The 21,563-nt window shown below is 42.7% G+C and carries 14 protein-coding genes; 8 read left to right on the forward strand and 6 right to left on the reverse strand.

The window, feature by feature from the left end:
• The first annotated feature begins 91 nt into the window (after positions 1-91).
• Both AB6D07_RS17070 and AB6D07_RS17075 read left to right on the forward strand, forming a co-directional pair.
• Positions 92-3,238, forward strand: a complete 3,147-nt coding sequence (locus AB6D07_RS17070; protein WP_017102667.1) for an Ig-like domain-containing protein — start codon at positions 92-94, stop codon at positions 3,236-3,238.
• Between the two features lie 198 nt (positions 3,239-3,436).
• Positions 3,437-6,595: an Ig-like domain-containing protein gene (locus AB6D07_RS17075; protein ID WP_017102668.1), complete on the forward strand. Its 3,159-nt coding sequence runs from the start codon at positions 3,437-3,439 to the stop codon at positions 6,593-6,595.
• 215 nt (positions 6,596-6,810) lie between these two features.
• On the opposite strand, the gene AB6D07_RS17080 is transcribed toward AB6D07_RS17075, so the two are convergent.
• Positions 6,811-8,337, reverse strand: a complete 1,527-nt coding sequence (locus AB6D07_RS17080; RefSeq protein WP_029222860.1) for an HD-GYP domain-containing protein — start codon at positions 8,335-8,337, stop codon at positions 6,811-6,813.
• 298 nt (positions 8,338-8,635) lie between these two features.
• Positions 8,636-8,935, reverse strand: coding sequence for a hypothetical protein (locus AB6D07_RS17085; RefSeq protein ID WP_009847048.1), 300 nt, complete (start codon positions 8,933-8,935; stop codon positions 8,636-8,638).
• Positions 8,936-9,155: 220 nt separating this feature from the next.
• On the opposite strand from AB6D07_RS17085, the gene AB6D07_RS17090 reads away from it, so the two are divergent.
• From AB6D07_RS17090 to AB6D07_RS17105, 4 genes are all read left to right on the forward strand, one after another.
• Positions 9,156-10,559, forward strand: coding sequence for a PLP-dependent aminotransferase family protein (locus AB6D07_RS17090; RefSeq protein ID WP_017102670.1), 1,404 nt, complete (start codon positions 9,156-9,158; stop codon positions 10,557-10,559).
• Between the two features lie 127 nt (positions 10,560-10,686).
• On the forward strand, positions 10,687-10,893 hold the full coding sequence (locus tag AB6D07_RS17095; RefSeq protein ID WP_004734707.1) for a hypothetical protein: 207 nt from the start codon (positions 10,687-10,689) through the stop codon (positions 10,891-10,893).
• A gap of 420 nt (positions 10,894-11,313) precedes the next feature.
• Positions 11,314-11,991 carry a hypothetical protein gene (locus AB6D07_RS17100; protein ID WP_017096733.1) on the forward strand — a complete coding sequence of 226 codons (678 nt, stop codon included), beginning with the start codon at positions 11,314-11,316 and terminating at the stop codon, positions 11,989-11,991.
• 1 nt (position 11,992) lies between these two features.
• The gene (locus tag AB6D07_RS17105) at positions 11,993-13,153 is read left to right on the forward strand and encodes a serine protease (RefSeq protein WP_017102671.1); all 1,161 of its coding nucleotides are present in this window, start codon (positions 11,993-11,995) and stop codon (positions 13,151-13,153) included.
• A 93-nt stretch (positions 13,154-13,246) separates the two neighbouring features.
• On the opposite strand, the gene AB6D07_RS17110 is transcribed toward AB6D07_RS17105, so the two are convergent.
• Positions 13,247-14,623: a hypothetical protein gene (locus AB6D07_RS17110; RefSeq protein WP_017102672.1), complete on the reverse strand. Its 1,377-nt coding sequence runs from the start codon at positions 14,621-14,623 to the stop codon at positions 13,247-13,249.
• Positions 14,624-14,991: 368 nt separating this feature from the next.
• Complete coding sequence (gene asnS / locus AB6D07_RS17115) at positions 14,992-16,392, reverse strand: asparagine--tRNA ligase (protein WP_004734710.1); 1,401 nt, start codon at positions 16,390-16,392, stop codon at positions 14,992-14,994.
• 720 nt (positions 16,393-17,112) lie between these two features.
• Here asnS and AB6D07_RS17120 point away from each other — a divergent pair.
• The gene (locus AB6D07_RS17120) at positions 17,113-18,603 is read left to right on the forward strand and encodes a SulP family inorganic anion transporter (protein ID WP_372140737.1); all 1,491 of its coding nucleotides are present in this window, start codon (positions 17,113-17,115) and stop codon (positions 18,601-18,603) included.
• A gap of 154 nt (positions 18,604-18,757) precedes the next feature.
• Here the strand turns inward: AB6D07_RS17120 and AB6D07_RS17125 are convergent, their stop codons facing one another.
• A complete protein-coding gene (locus tag AB6D07_RS17125) occupies positions 18,758-20,392 on the reverse strand; it encodes a methyl-accepting chemotaxis protein (RefSeq protein WP_029222861.1) in 1,635 nt (544 codons plus the stop codon).
• Between the two features lie 308 nt (positions 20,393-20,700).
• On the reverse strand, positions 20,701-21,126 hold the full coding sequence (locus AB6D07_RS17130; protein ID WP_009847040.1) for an ester cyclase: 426 nt from the start codon (positions 21,124-21,126) through the stop codon (positions 20,701-20,703).
• A gap of 114 nt (positions 21,127-21,240) precedes the next feature.
• On the opposite strand from AB6D07_RS17130, the gene AB6D07_RS17135 reads away from it, so the two are divergent.
• A partial coding sequence (locus AB6D07_RS17135) for a LysR family transcriptional regulator (RefSeq protein WP_372125108.1) occupies positions 21,241-21,563 on the forward strand: 323 nt, incomplete at its 3' end.

Raw genomic sequence — 21,563 nt, forward strand, 5'->3', positions numbered from 1 at the left:
GCGTCGATGCGGTTTTGTTTAACGTAATTCATTGCTAACAATGTTGTTTTTGTTCATGTTTAGGGCGGTAAACATGAAGGAACTCTTTAGAATGAAGAAAACACTGAGTCTGTTTTTCGTGGCTTTAGCAGTGGTCACTGCTGGGGGCTGTAAAGATAGCAAAAATGAAGGCCATAAACCTATGGTCTATAAGCCAACGAAAGCATCACCGTCAGAGCTTTCTGTTGAAATTATTGTTAATGGAAAAAAGCGTACGTTAGAGCTGAATCGTTACTCTATTCGTGAGCCCGATATGAAAGTATATCTATGGGATCATCGTATTAACGGGAACGCCCCTTCGAGTACTATTAAAACTCCGGACATTCGTGTTTACCGAGGCGTTGATACGAGTGATGAGAATACTCAAGTTATAGCGGCTCTTACCACTAAAAATAAATTATATGTAACTGCTTTTCGTGGTAGCCACCGAGTTTGGTCGATCAAGGGTGCAGCGGTAACTGGTGGTAAATCAGCGGGTACTATCCAACCGCTGAAGTCTAGCTTTTCTTCTGTGTCTCGACAAAACAGTATATTAGATGCGGTTCAGAAGTCGATTAAGCCAATAGACAAAAATCCGGATAACCCAGTTTCGGGTCTAGACAATATCTTACCAACAAATATGTCAGACATTAAACTGAGTAAGATAAATGCATTTGTTCAAATTAGTTACCAGACTTTTAAAGAGCAAGCTGACGGTAACTTTGATGATGCTATGGTTTTAGCTGATTACTACATAAACTTAGTGGACTATGTGTATAGTCGTGATGCGTTAATTCGATTCTCTATGCAAGATGTTCTTATTGAAACATGGGGGCATTTAAGGAGTCACTACAATAACTGTATAAAGAGTAGCAGTCACGATAGATGTAAAGACTGGGGTTACCAAAATGAGAATACCTCAATTAAAAACGCAACACGACGTTGGGTGGATGCCCAAAGAAAAACGCGCCATTGGGATGTTCGACATCGCATGATTGATTTGGTAGGCAGTGGGGTTGTTGGTGTGAACTGGGGATCTTATGTTCGCTCGATGGGTCAATTGATTCAAGCGGATGGTGTTGTTTTACACGAAACCTCACACTATTTAGGTACGGGGCACCATACTGGTGGCGAGGAAGAAACCTCACAAGGTGGTGAAGCGCACGTGGGAGATATTGGTTTAGTCGGTTACAAAAACCGTGTAGCCAGACGAGCGATTGTTGGCCCTGCTGATTACCCGTTACCCCCATCGGCTAAAATTGATCACTTTGGTGTGTTGCGTGATACAGCGAAAACATTAGATGTGTTGAAAAATGACTTTGATGCAAATGGTGATTCGATATCGATAAATAAAGTGGACTCGCTTACCGTTCAAGGCGGTCAAGTTAAGATCGTCGGAGATAAACTGGTCTATACCCCACCGAAAGGGTTTGTGGGAGAAGATTCGTTCTTTTATCAAATCACTGACTCAACTAAGCATCATGGAAAACAATTGTATGATCGTGAAGAGGTTCATTTAAGAGTAACAAGCCCTGGTTTGTACGCTAGATTCGGATTTGAAAGCGCGATTGAAGATTTTTGGATTCCTAACGAACAGACCGGACTAGCAAGTCAGCTTCATGTTAGTCGTGATTGGCGTTCAGGGAAGGATGTCTGGGTTGATTACTCACAATCAGTGACTAACGATTCCTATGGAAAGACATTAACGCTGGGCGCTCATGAAGCGGTAAGGTCAATCAAAAGCAAATACGATGTACCTGAGTCGTTTAAATATAATACTCATTACGGTCATGCATTTGATCTCGGTGATGATAGCTTCACGGTTTCATTGAAAGTGAAAGTTGGAACTAGACTTCCTCATGACATTAATTTGGTTAACCGTGGAATGGAGAGAGAAGGCTACCACTTACGACTACTGAAAGATGGAAAACTAAAGTGGTACATGAAGTCTCGTCAATACGCTATGCATAAAGGCGGTACTGATTACCGCATTGTAACAATGACGACGGAGTCACCTTTACCTGCTGATAGCGCATGGCATGCAATTGCTGTGCGAGTTGACCGAACAACGAATCAAGCAAGCTTATGGGTTGATGGGGTTAAACAGTCGCTTGTCGATGAAGCGCAAAATGAGGTTAATCTTCCTAAAGGTTATGCTGGTTTATGGGGCGGAGGTAGCCGAAGAGCGTCAAGTATCAGTCAAGGTTTGACTATCGGGCAAGCATGGTGGGATACGGACGAAGTACACAAGCAGGAGTTACAAAAAAGCCAGAGCCGCTATTTGCGTATCGATAACGTAGAGTTGAGGTCATTTGCACTTACAGATGATCAGATATCAAAATTGACCAACAACAATTATGTGTATCCTTATGCACCGCGTCCATATAATGGTGAAGGCATTGCTTTCTCAGGAAGCAAAACACTGAGCTGGAAATTGTCTAAGTCATCGGCTTACAAGTTAATGATTAGCCGTGATGGAAAGTCTTGGTCTACTGAAAAAATTGGTAATGGTAGTTCGGGTTCACATACTGTCGCGCTCAATGCCTCCGATGAGGCGCTTTATTGGCGTGTCGACGTGAACGGTTCTGTCGGCGAAGTGTGGTCGGTTCGAAATAATCTAGTTAATGGTCGTCAAGAAGTCGCATTCAGTCACTCTGAAATTAGTAACGGTGCCGCAATACCTGATTGTGAAGTCAAATCAGGTGTAACCTGCTTATTTGGTTGGCCAGCAACGCAAAATGGTTATAACGACTTATATGGTAATACTTGGACAATTGACAACGGCGGGACTACTAACTGGGAAGGCCATATATATCTTGGTGGTAAACAAAAAACGTTGAGCTTACAAGTTGATACTCCAACCGGTGAGTGGTCTGGTGTTCGTTTTCGAGCAGCTGCGGCGGGCAAAGGTTGGACCGGTGCGGACGATTACCCTTCAGGTACACTGAAGCTGTATGCAAATGGGAAGGAAGTATGGAAAGCTTATAATATCGGTGATGAGGTTTGGACTAAAGCAGGTACAGAGTGGGCGTCACTGCCTTCTATCGGTACTTACTCAGTAAGTGTACCTCGTAAAGTGAAATCTGATATGTATGGCGTTCACTTTATTGATCTCCCTGCAAATGTCACACAGCTCAAATGGGAATATGAAAGCTCACGCTTAGATAGCAAAGGAATGACCCCCGGAGCCGTTATAGGAGGCGTACAACTAATAAGGTAGTACTTTTCTTTTAAACTTTAATAGCCCAGCGTATTTGTACGCTGGGCTTTTTTATTTACGTAGTTAAATCATGCTCCCTTTTGAAAGACAGTCCTTTGATAGGCTGTACGTTGGCGTTGTTTTGTTCAACGTAATTCATTGCTATTACTATGGTTTTTATTCATCTTTAGACTGGTCGATATAAGGGAACCACATAGAATGAATAAAATACTGAGTCTATGTTTTGTGGTACTAGCGGTAGTCATGGCTGGTGGGTGCAAAGATAGCAAAAACGAAGGCCATAAACCTATGGTCTACAACCCTACGAAAGCATCACCCCCAGATCTTTCAGTGGCAATTACGGTTAATGGTAAAAAGCGTACGTTAGAGCTCCATCGTTACTCGATCAGAGAGCCCGATATGAAAGTATATCTTTGGGATCACCGTATTAATGGGAATGCACCATCCAGTACTATTAATACGCCAGCGATTCGTGTTTATCGTGGTGTTGATACCAGTGATGAGAATACGCAAGTTATTGCCGCACTGACCAGTAAAAATAAACTCTATGTGACAGCGTTCCGTGGTAGTCAAAGAGTATGGACAATTGAAAAAGCGGACATCATAAGCGGTCTTTCCGCTAAGAAGCTAACAGCAACAGCTCAAAACTTAGCTTCGGTTACGCCGCAGTCTGCAATTTTAGACAACATGCAAAAAGCAATTAAAACCGTAGATGAGCACCCGAGTGCACCAACATCGGGTTTAGATAACTTAATTGCTAAAGACAAAACGCAAGTTCAGCTGCACAAAGTAAAAGTGGCAGTTCATGTCTCTTACCAAGCGTTTGTTCAAGAAGCGGATAGCAACTTGGATGATGCGATGGTGCTCGTCGATTACTACATTAACTTGGTTGATTATGTTTTGAGTCGAGATGCTTTGTTACGTTTCTCTGTCAATGATGTGTTGATAGAAACTTGGGGCTATCTGGACGACCATTACCAAACTTGTAAAAAAAGCGCTTCTCATGACGCTTGTAAGACTTGGGGGTACCAACACGAGAATGAACCCATTAGAGTCGCTGCTATAAAATGGTGGGATGAACAAAGAAAAACGCGAGGTTGGGACCTTAAACATAGAATGTTGTGGCTGAAAGGTAACTGGATTCTAGGTGTAAACTTCGGAAGTATTGTTCGCTCTCCAGGTGACATCATTGGTGCTGATGGCGTTGTATTGCATGAAACCGCGCACTACTTAGGCACAGGGCATAGTACTTCTGCTGAAGGCCACGGAATTCAAGGTGGTGAAGCGCACGTTGACGATATCAATTTCAATATTTATAAAAATAACCGTCTAAGAAGAAATCTTGTTGGACCTGCGGATTACCCTCTGCCTCCTTCGGCTAAAATTGACCACTTTAGTATAAAACGTGATAGCACGACGGCATTAGATGTCATGAAAAATGACGTAGATGCTAATGGCGATAAGATTTCTATCCACAACGTTGATAAATACTCGGCACAAGGTGCTGAGCTCAGTATCACAAATGGGAAAGTCACCTATAAAGCACCAAAAGGCTTTATTGGTGAGGATGAGTTCCACTACATCATTACTGATGGCAAGAAACTGTTCGATCGTGACGTTGTTCATGTCAAGGTTACGACTCCAGATCTATATGCTCGTTTCGATTTTGAAGACGCACCTGTTGATGACTTATGGATGGTGAACGCTCAAACAGGATTGGCAGGACAAGTTGCTGTTGTAAAAGAGTCGAGTAAGCAGGAAGTTTCTGAAGTTTGGGTTAACCAAGGTTACGCGAATTCGAAAACACTAAAACTAGGTGCTTACGAGTCAGTAAAATCTAACTTACTAGAGAACGATGTTCAGGAATCTTATAAGTATAAGTTCCACTACGGACATGATTTCGATTTCGGTGAAGACGATTTTACTTTGTCACTCAAAGTGAAACCTAAAGTCAAGCTAGAACATCCAATTGATCTCGTTAGTAAGGGCATTTGGGTTGATGGGTTCCAACTTAAGTTAACGAACGAAGGAACACTAGAGTGGTTCATGATTTCGCGTCAACTTGCTGCTTATGCGGGTGGAAGTGACCTTAGAAAGGTGTCTGTTACAACCAAAGAGGCACTTAACCTCAGTCAATGGAATACTGTCGCAGTGCGTGTTGATCGTACCACTCAAAAAGTTTCTATTTGGGTTAATGGAAAGCAAGCTACGCTAGTTAACAACTACAGTCGCAGTAAAGAAGAAAGCGATGATATGGAGTTGGCTGATGGTTATGCGGGTGTTTGGGGGGCGGGTAGCCGTTTGTCTGCGGGCACAAGCCAAGGGTTGATCATTTCTAAGCCTTGGATGGATGCAGGCAAAGATGCTACAGCTAATATAAAGTCTGAGCAAAAAGCAGGTAATATCTTGGTTGATAATATCGAGATGCGCTCATTTGCTTTGTCTGATGGTGACATGGTGGCGCTTGCTAATGATAGCTTAAAGTATGCGTATACACCGCGACCATATAATGGACAATCGTTCCCATTCAAGGGTAACCATAAGTTCACTTGGAAAGTATCTAAATCAAGTGCTTACAAAGTGTATACCAGTACAGATAATAGCACTTGGTTAGAAGTTCAATCAGGTGCTAGTTCTGCTGCTTCAGGTTCGCACACTGTCAATCTAGACCCAGCAAGCGATGTTTTATATTGGCGCATTGATTTTGATGGTAAAACCGGAAAAGTATGGTCTGTTCGTAACTCACTCAAAACGGGTATTCAGAACTTATCTTTCAGTTATGCTGAAGCAAACTCTGGTGCTAATTACCCTCAATGTACAGTCACTAAGAATGGGGATTGTCTGTTTGGTTGGGATGATGGCAATACAACTGACCAATTTAATCATAGTTGGACACAAAACCCTGCCGATATCACTAACTGGGAAGGTCACCTCTACCTTGGTGGTGAAGATAAAAAGCCTGAAGTGTCAGTTACAGCTGAAAGCGGACAAAGCTGGAAGGCCATTCGTTTTAGAGCCGCTGTTATTGGAAAAGGCTGGACTGGTGCTCAAGACGTACCAAAAGGTACGCTTAAATTATTCGCGAATGGCACTGAAGTATGGAAGGCATATAGCGTTGGTGACAATATTATTGATGGCGCGTTAGCAAAATCAGGGAATCAGTGGTCTAGCTTACCTTCTATCGGTTCTTCTTCAGTCAGTGTACCTAGAGGCACTAAGGTAGGCCGCTACGGTATTCACCAAGTTGATTTACCAGACGATACCACGACCCTAAAATGGGTATATGAAGTAGAAAATCTGGATAGTAAAGGGAAGAACCCAGGTGTAGCTCTTGGTGGTGTGCAACTACTAAGATAGTGTTTCTTCTAAACCAAAAAAACCAGCATATATATGCTGGTTTTTTATAGAATCTTACTCAGTCACTCTTCCTGTTTCGCTTAACTTAACACTCGAATGAAGCTGACTCAAAAAATCACTCTGCGATCTAACCTATATAACTATTGTCGGCTGTGTAGCACCCAATAACTTACTGTTACCGGTATAGCCTGTATAGTTAGTGGTTTTCGAAAAGACTAAGCAGGTTGAGCAACAAAGCTTTCTCGTTCAAGTTCACTTTGCATGTTTTTTCCATCCTTGTAGGTCGCGGCAATTGAAACGAACTCTTGTTCGACGGCCAGAAAAGCTTGGACAACTTGCGGATCAAAATGGGTCCCATTACCTTCCAAGATAATCTGTTTCGCTTGCTCATGAGTAAAGGCTGGCTTGTAGACTCGCTTCGATATTAATGCGTCATAAACATCGGCCAATGCCATTAAGCGGCCGGACAGAGGGATATCTTCCCCAGACAGCTGGTTGGGATAACCGCTGCCGTTCCATTTCTCGTGGTGAGTGAGAGAAATCTCTTTCGCGACTCTTAAGAAAGAACTGCTTCCCAATTGCTTTTCTGCAATAGATAACGCTTCGGCGCCAATAGCAGGGTGACCTTTCATTATCTCAAACTCTTCATCCGTCAGTTTGCCCGGTTTTAGCAGCACACTGTCAGGTACTCCAACCTTACCTACATCATGCAGTGGGGCAGATTTATAAAGCAGCTCGATATAGTTGGGTGTTAATAAGATCGCGTGAGCTTCAGATTTGCTGAGCTCCAGTGCGAGTACCTTTACGTATTCTTGAGTTCGTAAAATATGGGCGCCAGTTTCATTGTCTCGAGATTCAGCAAGCGCAGATAAGCTCACAATCGCAACGTCACGTGTGGTTTTGACTTCGTGTTGCGCGTTTTCGAGGCTATCAAGCATGGTATTGGTCATAGATGCTATTGACCCAAGCTCGTTGTAGCTGAATATAGGTAAGCGAACGCCTTGCTCACCATTAGTTACTTTACTTAATGCGTGCTCTTGGCTTAGAAGAATACGTTTAATCAGCTGGCTCCATAGAGTCATGATGGTTATCGCGTATCCACCTAGTACAACCGCCAAATAAATGAACTCTTTGATCACGCTGATCTTGCCCGTACCATCTAGCAAACGACCGGGGTTGTGTTCTAGCCAGAAGATGTCTTTGACGGCCACCATAGTCAGCATGGTGGTCAGTGTTACCAGAAGCACGATGACCAAACCAATCATTTGTTTAACCAGTGAACTTCTTTCACCCATCAGGTGGAAGTCAAATTGCCCAGTCATCTCCATTTCATCTATTTGGCTAAGCTTCGCTTTCAGTTGAAGAATGGTACCGGTAAAGAAACCGAATAGACTCATGCCAAACAGCACTTTCAAGTTACTGTCTATCGTGAAGTCGTAGCTTAGGTTGTAGTAGAGCGCGAAAGGAATACTCGCGGCAAAGAACAACATAGTATCGAGTTGTGCAAATCGACCTTGTTTGACTAAGGTGTGTTGCGATAGCAAATAATGACGCGCTAGCCACAATAAGATAAAGACACTACTGACTTGGGTGAAAATTTCTAACGTCGTTAAGCTTTCGAGCATCGGGCATACCCGACTGCCGTAGGTGCCAAATAGCACGCCAGCGATGACGTATAATTGAGTCGTTAGCGATTGATTGTAATTTGAAGTATCCATCGATAAGCCTTTGTTCATTTTCATCTTAAGGTCTCGCAACTATTCCTAAGTTTACGAATACGTATTTTGTGTATTAATTCACGAGGTTGGTAGGTATGTATGGCTAGTATAGCGAGTGTGAATAAGGTCGGGGATTCTATCGATAGCTTTTGTTGAATGATACAAAAAATTGGTTTGTGTTAGATAATTGTTAGCTATATGGGTGTTATTACGGCAGTTTTTATGAAGACACTTGAATAGTCCCGGTTGAAATACGAGACTATTCAGTCGATATATTTGAGTAAAGTCGAGAGTGATTGACGACTACTTACCTCTAATCAAATTACTTTTTCAGATTGATTTCAGATTCAATTGAGTTGGTTTCAATGTCTGGGTGAGATGCTAGTTTGTCTGATGCCCATTGGTTTAGGTGTTTCAGAATAGCAGACACCGCGTGTTTCTCAGTTGGTGCTTGGTCTTGATCGACGTCGATCTCCTGTTTTGGATGTGAGCCTGTTGCATCTTCAGCGATATGGAGCCAGTCTGGGTGCCAGTAATATGGCTGGCCACTCGGTGTTGTCCAACTATGAACACCGTTTGACTCTCCTTTATAACTTAACTGGTCTGCTTCTATTTTTTTCATTTTTATCTCGCATGTTTTTTGGATTACATCAAATTATAGAGGCGTAGAACGAACTTGGCTCTCGCCTTGGTTACAAACTTAGCAAAGCATACAAAGTTATCTGTGAACCAATTCACACTATTATAGAAATTAGGCTCAATCATATGGATAGCAGCAATAGTTGTTAACGTTAGTGATAAAATCTCAGGCTTATTAGAATTTCTCTAGGTAGTACAATTAGATGGCGCGTTATGAAGAGCTTGCAAAGGATATTCGAACTCAGATAGCGAACAACACGTGGCGTTCAGGAGAAAAGATCCCTTCCGTCCGCATGAGTTGTCGCAATTACAGCGTCAGCAATAGTACTGTCTTACAAGCCTACCAATTGTTAGAAAGCGAAGGGTGGATCATCGCTAAGCCTCAGTCGGGCTACTTTGTTGCACCACGTGTGGACGGCGTTGATTATGAACAGCCGTTAGTACACAAAAAGAAAGCCATTAATGATCGCTTATTCGACTTTTTGAAATCGAGTTCGGCAGAGGGGGTTATTCCTTTTGGATCAGCATTCCCAGATCCTGACCTTTTTCCTTTGCCTACCTTGACTCGAAACCTCGCCAGTGCGGGAAGGAAGATGACAGGTGCTAGTGTGATCAATAATCTGCCACCGGGCAGTGAGTCCCTAAGAAGACAAATCGCTCAACGTTACCTGCAGCAAGGTATTACCGTCAACCATCAAGATATCGTGATTACTTCTGGTGCGATGGAAGCGCTTAACTTGAGCCTTCAAACTGTAACCAAGCCCGGTGACTACGTTGTGATTGAATCTCCCGCTTTCTATGGTGCTCTGCAAGCTGTCGAGAGGTTAGGACTCAACCCTATCGAAGTGGATGTTTGTCCAATCAATGGATTGAATATTGAGCAGTTTGAAAGCGCACTACAAAACCAGGATGTGAAAGCGTGTTGGCTGATGACGACGTTTCAAAACCCGACAGGGACAAGTTTGTCTGAAGATGCGAAGCGCCGAGTGGTTGAGGTTGCTGAACAATACAAGACTTATATTATCGAAGATGATGTTTACGGCGACCTATATTTCGAAGGGTATAAACCTAAACCGCTAAAAGCATTTGATAAAACAGACTCAGTGTTGCTATGCGGCTCTTACTCTAAGAGTTTATGTCCTGGCTATCGTGTTGGTTGGGTGGTGAGTTCGCGTTTTAATGATGCGATTCAAAAACTTCAGCTTCTTTCTACGCTGTCGAGTAGTGCTCCTGTGCAGCTTGGCGTCGCGCACTTCTTGACACACGAAAGCTACGACAATCACCTTCGTAAATTGCGTAAAAATCTTCTAATGAGAAAAAAGCGATTTATAGAGGTCATTAAGCAATATTTCCCACATTCCATCGAGATAGAAGACCCTGCTGGTGGTTACTTCGTGTGGGTACGGTTCTCTCCTCACTTCGATAGCCAACAATTCCATCAACTCGCAATTGCTCAGGGGATCAGCGTCGCTTCAGGCGATCTGTTTAGTGAGCAGGGCAGAGTAGATAACGCGATCAGATTGAACTTCTCTTATGAACTCACAGCAGAGAAAGAGCAAGCGCTGCTCTTACTTGGTAAACTTGCGCATCAACTTACGCACTCGTAAAACCGTAAGTCACTCATAAAAAAGACAATGATTCCAACTGTACGGACTGATTCCGATGCAACTGTACGCCTTCTTGACCAACGAGTTGTGATTCAATATCGATAGACCAAATATTGGAGATACCGTTATGTTGAAAATGACTATGGGTAACGAAGTTAAGTTGATTATCGTTGCTATTGTGTGTGCACTTCTGTTAATCCTCGGCCACGTACTACTGGCAAAAGCATTCGCTGATATGGCATGGGCAGAATACACGACTGCCGCCATCCCATTCGTTATGATGGCAATCTGCGGTCTCGCGATAAAATACGCTATCGACCAAGATGTCGACTAAGTTTTTGAGTACACAAAAATGATCTTTCAGAGCCCCTCCATGATTTGGTGGGGCTTTTTCGTTGTATACATGAAACGAACTTGCATAGGTATCGCTGTTATCGTCGTGAAATAAAAATTCTTAATGACATACAATTACTATCCATACCTATTGTAAGCATATGTAAGGAGCGTCGAGTCACTACTTGGAAAGTAAATCACCTTTAGTCAAAAGCTTGGCAAACGCCATTTATCATCATTAACTATTGGTATGGTTGGGTTTATAGTTATTCGTGCCAACTATCAGTCGGTGAGGTTTGAATCGTGATGAACAAAGCCCTTACAGCACCTTACATTTTCAACTTATCTTTAGCCTACAATTACTTGGAACTAATACTGAGGCGAAAATATGAGATTAAAATGTGCAAAATTGAACCTCTGCATGTTGGCATTGCTAACAACCAATGCAGCGGCCAGTGAGGTTGAGGTCGATTTAAATAAATTAAGTAATGTTTCAGAAATTGGTACAGATACTTTGTCGATCGCTAGTGAGTTCATCGGTTATGAACTTAATGATGGCAAGTATCGTTACGCAAGAGACGTTGACTTGAACGGTTTAGATTGGGTTTTCTTGTATGGAGAGCATCAAAGAAAAGATAAACCCAATAGTGCTTTAATTGGTGACGTAAACGTTATTGGTGAATTACGACAAGTTTCTAATTCAGAGACCAAAAACGCAATTGGTAACCGTTATTACTGGCAGGGTGGTGATTCTACAGATTACAACCAAGAGCTAGCTTTCTCTGGTTTACTTGTCGGCACTAGTGGTTTCTCTTTTGACGTTCAGCCAGGTAAAGGCGGGCGATTTTCTGTAGAGCTTTATACACACAATTGGCTCTCTTCTGCTGATGTAACCGCATGTGTTAAAAAGCAATGTATCACTATTAAAAATGATATCTCCTTTCACATGACCAGTGTCAAAAATACGATAGTTTTCGAATCCCAATCTCCTGATGATATCGTCGAAATCACTTATACACGTCAACATAGACAGTTCGACTTTGAAGCTAGACAGGGTTACCACGCTATTGAAGCTATCCAATTGAGAGAGGCTCAGTAACATGAAAAAAATTATTTTGGCATCAGCGATCGTTGCTACTTTTTCAGCGCAGGCGGGCATAGGCAAGATGGATCGCTCGGTTACTCAACACAAAGCGTTTGCCTTACAAACTCAATTTGATTTTGCTTGCCACATGAATGCAGGGTCGGCCACTTTAATCGACCCGTATTGGGTTATCACAGCAAATCATGTGTCAGGTTCAAAAAGTGAAGGATATGAAAATGCGGTAACTTGTTCTTCTTATGAAAAAGATAAGAATGGTAAGTACAATGTTGTTCATACGTCACGTGCGACTACTGACCCTGATGGTGAGTGGGGGGAGTATGAATTTACCGATGGTATTTACGACTTCGCTTTGGTGCGCTTAGATACGCCTATCACCGGTATCAAGCCGGCGAAGTTGCCCGAGAAAGGGATGTTTGATCATTCAGAAGTCTATGAAGTAAATAGCGTTGGCTTTGGCAACTATAACGGACGTAATGGTGGCAAAAAGTTTGTTAAGTACAACGACACAGACAAAAAATGGTTAGCTGAGTACAAATATGACCCAGTGATCATGCCTCAAAGTAACTTGCAGTGGTTAATTATCCATGGGGATTCAGGCTCTGGTATCACGATTGAGAGAGATGGTGAGTTTTATATTATTGGGGAGATAGGGCTTCAATATTATGGTGAGCTTGGTTGGCAAGATACCTTCGATGATGTTTTGGGAAGATTAGATTCGTTAAATAAAGATATGAGAGATCATGGCTTTAGTTACACGAAACCAGTAAACCTCTCTGACGCAAAGTGGACGTCAACAACTCAGAACGATATTGAAAATCTGCATGCATTTTACAGCTATTGGAACGCGGATAGTATGGATTTCAATGGCACTTACTGGACGGCGGATGGTGGTATTTATAACACCGCTTATGCGATAGAAGGGGAAAAGTACACTTTTGAAACAGTGATACCTGTAAATTCTAAAGCGCCTGCATTTGATGTGTTTGTTAATGGTCGTCAGGTCGCTCATAACATTAAAGCGGACAAAGAAAGTCTGTTTTTGAAAGTGAATGCATTTGAACAGAAAGGCGATCAGTTAGTCATTGAATTTAAGCCTCTTCAAAGTACAGGTGAAAAAATTATGCTCGATCACTTTTTGGTACGCAAGGCTGACTAATTTAGTCTGGACAGCTTAAATGAAACTTAAGCGCAATAAATAAAAAGGAAGCCCTACTTATGTTAAGTAGGGCTTTTTTTACACATTGTAAAATTACTTAGTAATTAGCGTACTTTGCTTAGCATTGAATTCAAAGTTCGAAGTCTTAGTAATGGAGTTCTTTACTGAGGGAGTTCCACCAATTAAGGGTGTTTTTGTCGTTCGCTTGTAATTCACCAATTGTACCACGTCACCTTGAAGGCGGCTTTCTGTACAGTTTGCAATCGTTACTAAGTGACCTGATGAATTCGCTGCACTATCCATTTTGCAATGGTTTATTTTATTTGTTGAAGAGGCTTTGGTTAGAGAAAACTCTTCACTTCCTACGGTAACTTTGACATCACTTCTATTTAATACGACTTGAACACTTGTTGTTGTGTCTTCGACGCCATAGTCTTGTATCGTCAAGCCAGTTTCAATTAAAGGTTTAGCTTGGATCTTATACTTACTATTGGAGCTGTAAGATGAATGAATTACATCTTTGTTTGAGTTATAGATCGTCGCAGGTTTGTCTGACGTGGCTGCGAAGACGTAAGATTTCGTTACGGGGTCGAGTTTCCCATTGAGCTTTATGTAAGTGATTAACTCGTCTCTATTTGATACATTGAAATGCTTAAATAGAAGTGTGGAGACATGGTCGAGCACATAGACACTGCTTCTTACGTGGTTTTCAACGGCTACAGCTTTCAGACTATCACTAACAACGTCTAACAGGTTGTTGTTCAAAAGGCTGTTTTTAGGAGTGTAATTTGCTCGTAGGTCTTTTGTAACACCCGTCATTACAGACGCCAAACCATACTTAGATACTTCAGCAGGAGTCATATAATGCATTCCTTGAGCCGGAGCAGCTTTCAGTGTAAACCAGTAGAAGCCGCTCGGATCTGGTAATCCCATCTTTTTATAATAATCAATGTAGGGTTTATGCTCACTATGACCAACAGGCAATGAAGCCCCTTGTAAAGACCCTTGTGCCCATGAGTGAACGCCTAATCGAGCACCTGGTTCAATCGTTCTTTTCACACCCGCAGCGAAAAGGTCAGTTCCCCCCGAAGCGACATGTCCAATAGAGCTAATGTACGTGTCTAATTTTTTCGCTCTTACTTTGTACGCTAGTTGAATGTTGGCATCATCATTCATAGAGCCACCCATATCGATGAAGTTCAGCGTTTTTGTATTCGGGTGAACTTTGATCATATCGTCAAATGCTTTGGGGCTACCACTACATGCAACGCCATTGACACTCGCTATTGTACCCTTAATCTTGAAGGTTAAGGCTGTATCCCCTTGTAAGGGTTGCGAACATTTAGAGATAAATACCACTGGCTTTTGCGTTGGCTTAACTGTTGGTTTTTTCGCGGGAGTCGATGAGCCTCCTCCGCCACATCCAGTTAAAGTGATTAGTAGAGCTGCAGATAAAATGCTTGTTTTCATTGGGGTCCCTAAAAATTTATATTCACAAATTAATTAGTAAGAAGAATAATTTATACAGGACATCAATACTGTATGACTTTGTCAGGTGTTCATTACATAAAATTACAGTGCTTAACTATATGATTTTGGTTTGTTGATTTGTTGATTTGTTGATTTGTTGATTTGTTGATTTGTTGATTTGTTATCTTCACGTCTAACCGCTTTTGAATCGAGAATACGCAGGAGAATTTGTGGGTGGGGAAGGGAGGTTGTGGGTAACGGAAATAATCTCGGGGAATAAAAAAACCTCCGTATATACGGAGGTTTTTATTTATTTAATTATCTATCTATCTATCTATACTGACTTCTCTGAAAGAAGAAAGCTGAGATTAGAAGTTAGCAGAGCGTGGTGTACGTGGGAACGGGATAACGTCACGAACGTTGCCCATACCTGTTACGTAAGACACTAGACGCTCAAAGCCAAGACCGAAGCCAGCGTGAGGCACTGTGCCGTATTTACGTAGGTCGCGGTACCAGCTCATGTGCTCAGGGTCGATACCCATACCAATCATGCGCTCGTCTAGAATGTCTAGACGCTCTTCACGTTGTGCACCACCGATGATTTCACCGATGCCTGGTGCTAGTACGTCCATTGCCGCAACTGTTTTGCCGTCGTCGTTTAAGCGCATGTAGAAAGCTTTGATGTCTTTCGGGTAGTTCTTAACGATAACAGGCGCTTTGAAGTGCTCTTCAGCTAGGTAACGCTCATGCTCAGAAGACATGTCGATGCCCCACTCAACGTCGAATTCAAATTTCTTACCAGAATCTAGTAGGATTTGGATTGCGTCAGTGTAGTCAACTTGTGCGAAATCAGCGTCTACGAATTGCTCTAGACGAGTGATTGCTTCTTTGTCGATGCGAGAAGCGAAGAACTCAAGGTCGTCGCGGCGCTCTTCAAGAACAGCAGCGAAAACGTACTTAAGCATGTCTTCAGCCAGTTTCGCTACATCGTCAAGGTCTGCAAATGCAACTTCAGGCTCAACCATCCAGAACTCAGCTAGGTGGCGGCTTGTGTTTGAGTTTTCAGCACGGAACGTAGGACCGAACGTGTAAACCTTGCTTAGTGCACAAGCGTAAGCTTCAGCATTAAGTTGGCCAGATACTGTTAGGAAAGTTTCTTTACCGAAGAAATCTTCATTGAAGTCAACTTTGCCTTCGTCAGTGCGAGGTAGGTTTTCCATGTCTAGCGTCGATACGCGGAACATTTCACCAGCGCCTTCTGCATCAGATGCAGTGATAAGCGGAGCTGAAGTCCAGAAGAAACCTTGCTCGTGGTAGAAACGGTGAATCGCTTGAGATAGACAGTTACGTACACGTGCTACTGCGCCGATCACGTTCGTACGTGGGCGTAGGTGAGCAACTTCACGAAGGTATTCGATAGAGTGACGTGTCTTAGCCATTGGGTAAGTGTCAGCGTCTTCAACCCAGCCTACAACTTTAACGTCAGTTGCTGCTAGTTCGAAGTCTTGACCTTTCGCAGGAGACTCAACAATCTTACCTGTTACTTCAACAGAGCAGCCAGTTGTTAGCTTTAATACTTCGTCTTCGTAATTATTAAGATTATTAGGAACCACGGCCTGAATCGGGTCGAAACAAGAGCCGTCATAAATGGCAAGGAAAGAGATTCCAGCTTTGGAATCACGACGTGAACGGATCCAGCCGCGAACAGTTACTTCACTGTCTACCGCTAGCTTGCCGCCAAGTACGTCTGTTACAGGCGCGTAAGTCATGTTGATTTCATTCTCCATTGAGGGACAAATTCAACTCAAAGTCTCTGGCATTGCTGCAAATAAACATACATTTGCACAATAATTAGCCGAAACATTAAGTTGTATAAACTTTTTAAATCGATTGAACATATTACCTGTCATACCGACAGCTTCAACCTTTATTCTTGCTTGGTGAAAGAAATATTGTGTCTACTGAGCAGAAATACCTTTTAGGGTGTGTTTTTTGTTCGATTTGGCTTTCTGTTTGGTATTTGTTTGAGTGCTAAGGAGGTGCGCTAGCGCTAATGGTTAAGTATTCTTCAATACCTTGTAAATCGATGTGAGCAGAGTGATTGAAATGACATGAACTGAAGTTGATTACAACATAGAGCTGGCTGAAATCGAGTCCGCTAGCGGTTTTTGGCCGGATTAAGAAGCGTTAATATTCGAAACCTTTGTTTGCAATATTGGTCGTGTGATTAAAGTGGCACTCACTCTATATTGTCAGCCATTCTGACCTGTGTAGGACAAACGCGATAAAAAAAAGCACAGGTGTTGATTTCGTTCTACTAAACAACCACCCACTAAAGGAGTTTAATGTTCACGTGTTAATTACGCCGCCTTAACCCCTGCATTCTCTCTACACCCGCACTTTTCGAGCGCTCGCTCATTCAAGAAAAACAGTCGATCAAATTATGTCTCAACAAGGCAGGACTGGCTGTACAAGTAAAAGAGAATTACATGCTTAATTATTTAAAAAAACACTGGTTACCAAACGTTAAAGGAGATTCATTATCTGGGATTGTGGTTGCACTCGCATTGATCCCTGAAGCCATCGCATTTTCAATTATCGCAGGCGTCGACCCTAAAGTAGGGCTTTATGCTTCTTTCTGTATCTGTGTTGTAACCGCTTTGGTTGGCAGTCGTCCGGGGATGATCTCTGGGGCAACGGGCGCAATGGCGCTGTTGATGGTTACCTTAGTGAGAGAACACGGGCTAGAGTATCTACTCGCAGCTTCATTTCTTGCTGGCGTCATTCAAATCGCGGCTGGATACCTCAAGCTTGGTAATCTGATGAATTTCGTTTCCAAATCGGTGATTACTGGGTTTGTTAACGCGCTCGCTATTCTTATATTTATGGCTCAGCTCCCTGAGTTGATCAACGTCCCTTCGAGCGTTTACGTGTTAGTCGCTTTGGGTTTGGCGATCATTTATCTGCTTCCATATTTTCCCAAGTTTGGTCGTGCAATACCTTCTCCATTGGTCGCTATTGTTGCCCTGACAATCATTAGTTTGTTGTTCGGATTAGATGTGAGAACGATTGGCGATATGGGCAAGCTTCCGGATTCACTGCCGGTATTCTTGATTCCTAATATCCCATTCACGTTCGATACGCTTGCAACCATCCTGCCATATTCTATCGCTCTATCTCTGGTTGGCTTACTGGAATCTTTGATGACAGCGACCATAGTCGATGATCTGACCGATACTGAAAGCAATAAAAACAATGAGTGTAAAGGGCAGGGAGTAGCGAACATCGTTGCCTCATTATTTGGTGGTATGGCGGGGGGTGCGATGATCGGTCAGTCGATCATTAACATCAAATCAGGTGGCTTAACCCGATTATCCAGTATGATCGCTGGGGTTGTTTTGTTGCTAATGGTGGTGTTTGTTTCTGATTGGTTGAAGCTGATACCGATGGCGGCTTTAGTATCTGTGATGATCATGGTTTCAATCGGCACGTTTTCATGGCGTTCTGTTGTTGAACTTAAAGATCACACACTCCCAACCAATGTAACCATGCTAGCAACCGTGGCGGTGGTGGTGTTTACTCACAATCTCGCAATAGGTGTTGCGGTTGGCGTGGTGTTATCGGCTCTGTTTTATGCGCATGCCAGCAAATCCATGGTCTTTATATCTGATGAAGTGGTGACTAACGAACTGCACACCACCCATCGAGTAAAAGGCCATGTCTTTTTTGCTTCTTCAGATGCGTTTGTCGATCTATTTGACTATGACAAGGCCACCTCTTTAGTGACGATCGATATATCGGATGCATCGTTCCTAGATAACACGTCGGTTGAGGCGCTTGATAAGGTCGTGTTTAAGTTCCGAAAAAAGGGTGCTTATGTAGAGGTCGCAGGAATGGATACCGTGAGTGCGAATCTGATATTTAAGCACGCGATGTACCACAAGCATAAAGATTTAACCGCGGTTTCCATTACGCACTAATCGTGGTTTAAGGTGCTCTTAAAATCTTAAAATCTTAAAATCTTAAAATCTTAAAATCTTAAAATCTTAAAGCCTGAACTAGACATTGTTGTGAAGATAAAGCGCTCATCTTTGAGCGCTTTTTTGTTGATGTCGCTAGGGGAGTTCTAACGGCCTATGACTGACCTTTATCGTTGGTATTTGAGTTCGATAAGGTGAATTGGTTGATAAGAGATTCAAGGTGATCTGATAGCTCTTCTAAATCATTACTGATTCCACGAGTCTCAGCTGCAGACTGCGATGTGTTGTCGGCGTGAGAAGTGATGGTTTCAACTTTTTGTTGCACATCTTGGGTTGCTTGTGTGGTGGATTGCGTCTGTTGCTGAATATTTTGTGCATGAGCCAGCACTTGTTTCATTTCTTCAACGACACCATTCATTTCAACGGACAGTGCGTCGATATCTGTTGAGCTTTGATGTGCTTGCTCGCAAACGCGATCGGCAGAAGTCAGAGACTCTTCACTGCCTTGTTGGAACTGATGAATGATAGACTCAATACTGCCAGTAGCCTCTGCCGTTCGTGATGCAAGATTACGAACTTCATCTGCCACTACCGCAAAGCCGCGACCTTGTTCTCCCGCTCGAGCCGCTTCAATCGCTGCATTCAAGGCTAGAAGGTTGGTTTGGTCGGCAATGCCACGAATCACACTCAATATTGAAGAGACTTCTCCAGTTTGCTCATTAAGTGTTTGTATCTTGTGTTTCACTTCTTCGATACTGCTCACTAGATTCTTAATCTCACTACTTGCATCATGTGCTTGGTTAGCACTCTTACAAGCCACATCTGAGGTGTGATTGATGAGTTCTGACGCGGTTAAAGTGGCTTGTTCTACATTGACCTGTTGTGCTTGTATTCCTTCGACATTGTTTTGCACTTCTGTGGTTTCGTTTTGTTGATCGCTGGCGGCTTGCTCGGTAATTTGAGCAACGCTAGTCAGTTGATTGGCTGACGCATTCAGTTTGTGCGAGGTGTCTTGTACCCTCTCTAAGCTGTCGGAAACCGTGCCCATGAACGAGTTGATGGAGTTAGCAAGCGTGCCAATTTCATCCTTGCTTTGCTCTGGCAGTCGAGTGGATAGGTTTTTATCACTGCTGACTTGAGTCATAAAGCGAGAGGTTTGTTGAAGCGGGCGAACGATTATCTTACGAATCAATCCCATAGTAAGAACGAATCCGGCAAAGGAGATCACTGCCATGATACCGATCGCTGTCATCGTTTGAGTATTGATCAGCGAGTTGACATGGTTAAGGTTATATTCAAGTCGAATTGCACCTAATACTTCCCCTTCTGGCGCCATATGACAGGCCACACAATTGGTGCCGCGATAGTTCTCGCTCGACTTCATTGGCAGAGCAATAACCAAGCCTTTTCCCCAATCGGCAGAAAAGGGTTTGATAACGGTTTCGCCCGCTAGCGCTCGTTTATCAATATCATCCACAGGTGTTTGGTTGCCATTGCCAGGACCGTATAATTTACTTACCGCATCAGCACGCAATACACGAACATTTTCAATGCCTTCTTGAGCTAAGGCTTTCTGACGAAGGGTCTCTTTTTGTGCCATGGTGCCAGTGAGCATCATCATATTGAGGCTATCGAAATAGTTGCTCGCTTTATCGTGAAGTTGCTCACTTAACACTGAGTTTACAAGTTGCTTTTGCTGCGAATATTGAAAGTAGGTCGATATTGCTAATAGAAAAGTGAACACGATGGCGAGGGCCACTAGGATTTTAAAGGTGATTGTTGAGCGCATAAGGTGTTTGTTTTTATTAAGTATAATGACATGCATACTTTACGTGTAAGCGGCTCTACCACCTATGGGGTATAACCGATTGTGTGACCACACTCCGGTTGTGGTTATGTTTCTGTGATGTAGCGAGTTTGTAATGATGTTCTTTGGGCGAATGGATGGGAGTTTATCGCTAAATTTGAAGGGTATTAAAGCCCAATAAACGTACATAACTTAAATAAAAATTACTTTCTAAAAGGCACCTGATAGATGCCTTCTTCGTATTATTCAATCTGACTTAACTGCTGAGTCAGTATCATTCCAGTGAGCTTTTAACTAGTTAGGTTTAAGCCCAGTTGAAGTGCCATGCTTAGCTCATTGCGTTCAACAATCTCCTCGACAACTTTGCCTTCATCATTGAATCGGAAGTAAGTAAGGCTAGTCCAAGTAACGTTTTTTCCATTCAGTTGGTAGCCTTTCCACTCATCAGCACCTTTAGCTCTGTGAGTGAGCGCAACAACAACTTGATGGCCGTCTTCTACGATTTTTTGAAACGTCGTTTCCAGTGATTCATATCGTTCAGTAACGTGAACTTTTAACATGGCTTCGAACTCAGAGAGGCCGTTAATTATCTTATTGCAATCAGGTCTATGGATCATCGTATTTTCAGCGAAATATTCGCCAATACGGTGAGTTTGTTTACCGTCTACACAATGCTTAAAGTAGTCTTTTACAACCTGAACTTGTTTGCTTGTCATAGTTTCTATCCTTATGTTTGTTGAGTGCCAACAATCTAATGGAACGTTACTGCCTTGAGTAGAGCCCATTTTGTAGATAGTCTGTCGACAATATGTAAACAGTGGGGTGAGTTCATGAACGTATTAACGTCTATTAAGTCATTTATTGTGACTGTTGAGGAGGGCAGTTTTACAGGTGCGGCTAAGAAGATCGGAGTGTCGAAGTCTTTAGTTAGTCGCCATGTAAGAGAGCTTGAGGCTTACCTAAATACTCGCTTATTGAATCGCTCTACCAAGTCACTGTCCTTAACTGAGGTTGGTCGTCGCTATTTTAATGAGGCTCATGGGTTGGTCGACGGCATTGAAGATTTAAATGATTCTTTGAGGTTTGATAGTTCAGAAATGATCTGCTCCAGTCAGACTGGACACTTAGCTAAGCGACATTTCGCTTTTCAAAG

This window comes from Vibrio sp. 10N.239.312.C11 (assembly GCF_041466065.1).
Lineage (GTDB): Bacteria > Pseudomonadota > Gammaproteobacteria > Enterobacterales > Vibrionaceae > Vibrio > Vibrio tasmaniensis_A.